This window comes from Streptomyces inhibens (assembly GCF_003389455.1).
Taxonomy (GTDB): Bacteria; Actinomycetota; Actinomycetes; order Streptomycetales; family Streptomycetaceae; genus Streptomyces; species Streptomyces inhibens.
In genome coordinates this window covers 1-4,089 of record NZ_QUAC01000348.1, presented here as the reverse complement: position 1 = coordinate 4,089, position 4,089 = coordinate 1, and the positions used below count along the sequence as shown (strand labels likewise).

Annotated in this window: 2 protein-coding genes and 2 pseudogenes; 1 reads left to right on the top strand and 3 read right to left on the bottom strand. The window is 70.3% G+C overall.

All coding sequences use genetic code 11. From position 1 onward, the window contains the following. The 3 genes and pseudogenes from DY245_RS48530 to DY245_RS34260 all read right to left on the bottom strand — a co-directional run. A pseudogene (locus DY245_RS48530) lies at nt 1–244 on the bottom strand (hypothetical protein); the annotation flags it as partial. Nucleotides 245–259: 15 nt separating this feature from the next. Next, on the bottom strand, nt 260–1,402 hold the full coding sequence (locus DY245_RS34265; protein ID WP_280525032.1) for an MFS transporter: 1,143 nt from the start codon (nt 1,400–1,402) through the stop codon (nt 260–262). Nucleotides 1,403–1,491: 89 nt separating this feature from the next. Next, nucleotides 1,492–2,799 (bottom strand): ATP-grasp domain-containing protein, encoded by a 1,308-nt coding sequence (locus tag DY245_RS34260; RefSeq protein WP_244943446.1) that lies wholly within the window; start codon nt 2,797–2,799, stop codon nt 1,492–1,494. 100 nt (nt 2,800–2,899) lie between these two features. Between DY245_RS34260 and DY245_RS34255 the strand changes: the two are divergent. After that, nucleotides 2,900–3,843: pseudogene (locus DY245_RS34255) on the top strand (helix-turn-helix transcriptional regulator). Nucleotides 3,844–4,089: the final 246 nt, after the last annotated feature.

The window sequence follows — 4,089 nt, the reverse complement described above, 5'->3', positions numbered from 1 at the left end:
GCCGGGTGCGCAACGGCCAGGCAAAGGTTCGCTCCACACACCACCGCCTCGGCAGAACTTTGAAGTCGCGGGTGTCATCGGTGTGTTTGACGATCTGCAGCACCAGCTGCCACGACCGCCGGGCCAACTCCTCCAGGGCGCCGCAGTAGGCGCCGCCGGCCGGCGGGTTGCAGCCGGGCGTAGTCGGCCACGTAGGCGTCGCAGATCTCGTGTACGCCGGGGCCGGTGACGTCGCGTCGTCCATCGTTCCACCCCCAGGTCAGGAATCCGGTTCGTCCACTGTGGACTTCGCGCGGCGGCGCGGCAGACTGAGCTGGGCGGACAGCAGCCCGGCCGCGCCGATCAGGGTCCACAGCGCCCATGGGCCGATCGCGTACACGGCGCCGCCGATGAGCGGTCCGGCGCCCGTACCGGTCGTGTACGCGACGCCGTGCAACCCCTGGTAGCGCCCGACCATGTGCGGCGGAGCCAGACTTCCCAGGTAGGCCTGGGAGATGGTGCTTGTTGTCATCTCGCCGAGCGTCCATATGAGCACCGTCGCCGACAGCAGGACCATGCTGCTCATGAACCCGGTCAGCGCGAGACCGACACCGGTGATCAGGTTGCCGATGGCCAGTACGTACTCCGGCCGGTACCGGGAGATCGCGCCGGTGATGGGCAGCTCCAGCACCAACACCAGCAGACCGTTGAGCCCGATGAGGAGACCGAAGTCGCCCGGGCTCAGACCCACGTTGCTGACGTGCAGGGGCAGGCCGACGGTGGACTGGATGTAGACGAACTCGGCGACCACGGTCATCAGCAGGAATCGCACCAGGGTGCGGTCGGCGAGCACCTGCCGGTACCCCACCGCCCGGTCCGCCTGTGTGTCCGCGTCGTCCTGGTCGGACCGCGACTGGGGCGCATCTCGCAGCAGCATCGCCACGACCACGCCGAACAGCAGGCACGCGGCGGCGTTGCCCAGGAAGAGCCCCACATAGGAGGTGCTGGCCAGCACACCGCCGATGACGCCGCCCAGGGCGGCGCCCACGTTCATCGCGAACCGGAACACCCCGAAGGCGGCCAGCCGTTGCTGGTTGGTCGTCACGGCGTCGATCAGCACGGCGGCGGCGGCCGGCCGGTAGATCTGCGACGTCACGCCGATGAGACCGACCACCGCGACGATGAGCGGGAGCGGCTCGAGGGACGGCACGATCGCCGTCAGCCCGGCGGTGGTCACCGCGGACAGCACGATGGTCCATCGCCGGCCGATCTTGTCGGCGAGGTAGCCGCCGGCGGCGTTGCCGAGCACCTTGCCCAGACCGGACACGCCCAGCACCAACCCCGCAGCACCGGCGGAGTAGCCGCGCTCGGTCAGGTAGAGCACGATGAACACGGGCAGGAAGTTGCCGACCTGGTTGACCAGGATGCCGAGACTGATGATTCACACCCGGCCGGGCAGGCCGCGCAGCGCGTCGCGGAATCGCTGCTCGTCGACCTCCGGCGGCGCGCTGCTCACGCGACGGGCTCGGTGCGCACGTGTATCGCCGCGGCCAGCCGCCTGCCGTGGGCGATCGCTTCGGTGGCGGTGGCGCCGCGGGCGATGACGTGACCGACCTTGTCCTCGTTCCAGGTCAGCGGTCGTACCTCGTCGCCCGGCTCCACCCCCAACTGGAGGTCGACGAACGCCGGGTCCGCGCGCACGGCGTCGACGCCGCTCACCTCCACGACCCGTCCGGCCTCCGGCGTGAGGAACCGGACGGCCGCTCCGCCCCGAGGCTCGGGCGACGTGGTCAGCGGCTCCACCACGCCGAACCTGGCGCCCAGCGCGTAGCGCTCCATGTCGACGCCGTAGGCGATCTCGGCCAGTTCGTTGATCCGGTCACCGCCGATGCGGTTGTGCGACTCGACGATCCGCGGGCCGCGCGAGGTCAGCTTGACCTCGGTGTGCCCTGGACCGTTGCGCAGCCCCACCGCGTCGAGGAAGTCCGTCACCAACCGCGTGACGTCGCGCAACGTCTCCGCCGAGCAGCCGCTGGGCTGCGAATGTCCGATCTCAACGAAACCGGGGCCGACGCACTCCTTGTCGGTCACCGCGACGACCACATGCCGGCCGTCGAAGGTCAGGGTCTCCACGCTGGTCTCCGGACCGTCCAGGAACTCCTCGATGAGGAACTCGTCGAAGGAATCGGCACAGGACAGGTCCTTGGCGGCCCAATGCCCGTCGTCGAGGGATCGGAACCGTTCGGCGACGACGTCCACGTCGGCTCGGTCGCGGATGCAGAACACCCCCAGGCTGCCCGATTCGCGGATCGGCTTGACGATGATCGGGAGCCCGTGCGCCTGAACGAACTCCCGAACGTCCTGCGCGGAACGGCCGACCGCGGAGGCCACCGGGCTGATGCCCTTCGCGGCCAGATGCCGGCGCATCCGCCACTTGTCCAGCAGCAGCTCCACGGTGGCGACGGACTCGCCGCCGAGGCCGAGCGCCTCGTTGATCCGCGCCGTCGGCAGCAGCCCGAGTTCGAACAGCGACACGGCGGCCTGGAACGGGTATGCCTCGTGCAACGCCTGGGCCAGTGGCAGGAGCCGGTCGGTGTCGCCGTAGTCGAGCAGCAGCGCCTGATCGACGTAGGGCCAGTGGCCGCGGTCATACTCGTCCGGGAACTGAGCGTGAACCACGTCCAGGCCGAGCTCCCGGGCCTTGCGCACGTGCTCGAGCTTGCCGCCGATGACCAGGACGCGAGGCCGTCCGGTGGCGACCGCCGAGGACCGTTGGCCGGTGGGTACGACATGGTCGGACAACGTGGCTCCCTCTCTCACGATCAGTTCCCTCTTCCGTGCGGTGGGATGGCGCATCACGCTACGACGGGTTCCGGACAATCAACTTCCGGTATAGGAAGTGACCACCTAATCTGCTCGTGTGCCGACCGATCTCAGCCCCACCGCACGGGCTCTGCGCACCATGGAAATCCTCCAGACCCGCCCCGGCGCGACGGCGGACGAGCTCGCCGCGTCGCTGGGTGTCACGGAGCGGGCCGCGCGCCGGTACATCGGGATCCTCCGGGAGGCGGGCATCCCGGTCGAGTCGACCCGAGGCCCGTACGGCGGGTACCGGCTGGGACGCGGGACGAGGCTGCCGCCGGTGGTTTCACGGAACCGGAGGCACTGGGGTTGGTCATGGCGGCGCTCGACGCCGACGACGAACTCGTGGCAAACGCGCTGAGCAAGGTCATCCGAGCGCTGCCGGAGAACGTCGGCCGGCAGGCGGCGACGCTGCGCGACCATGCGTCGGCTGCGCCCGACCCGTACTCGGCCCGGCCTGATCCGGCCACCACCAGCGCACTGGTCGCGGCGTCCGCGGTCCGACGGAGCGTGCGAGTGGCGTATCGGAGCGAGTCGGGGAAGGAGTCGGAGGGAGAGGTGGACCCCTGGGCGGTGGTCGTCCGCCACGGGCGCTGGTACCTCCTGTGCCGCTCGCATCGTGCGGATGCGATCCGCACGTACCGGGTCGACCGGATCGGCGCGGTCCATCAGACGACCCGTGCGTTCGACCCGCCCGACGACCTCGACCCGGTGGCGGTGCTGGAGGAGAGCCTGGGCGCGGACTGGGAGTACCCCACCCGAGTGGTGTTCGACGCCCCCCTGTCCGAGGTGGCGCCGTGGGTCGGGCCTCCCAGGGCCATGGGACGACTGGAGGCGTTGGGCGACGGGTGCGTGCTGGTCGGCAGTACGGGCACTCCGGACATGTACGCGCAGGAGTGGCTGGCGAGGATTCCGTTCGGGTTCCGCGTCGAGGGCGGGCCGGAGCTCCGGGCGGCGGTGGCGGCGGTGGCGGCGCGCTTGACGGCGGCGGTGGAGTCCTAGAGGCCGTCGTCCGCTCGGGGCATGTGCCGGCCGGACGCGGGAGTCGGGAACGGCGTCGCGGCTGGGGGAGGATCAGTTCGGCACCTCCGTTCGGTGCGGTGTACGGAGGCTCAGCGGCCTCATGACTTTCGACGATCGGGCGCCGCACGTCACGCGACTTTCCGAGCGGTCGGGGGCCTACCGGCTCGCGCCCGGCCCAGCCGCCGCGTCATGACCTTCGTCATCGACCAGGTGATCATCGCTTCG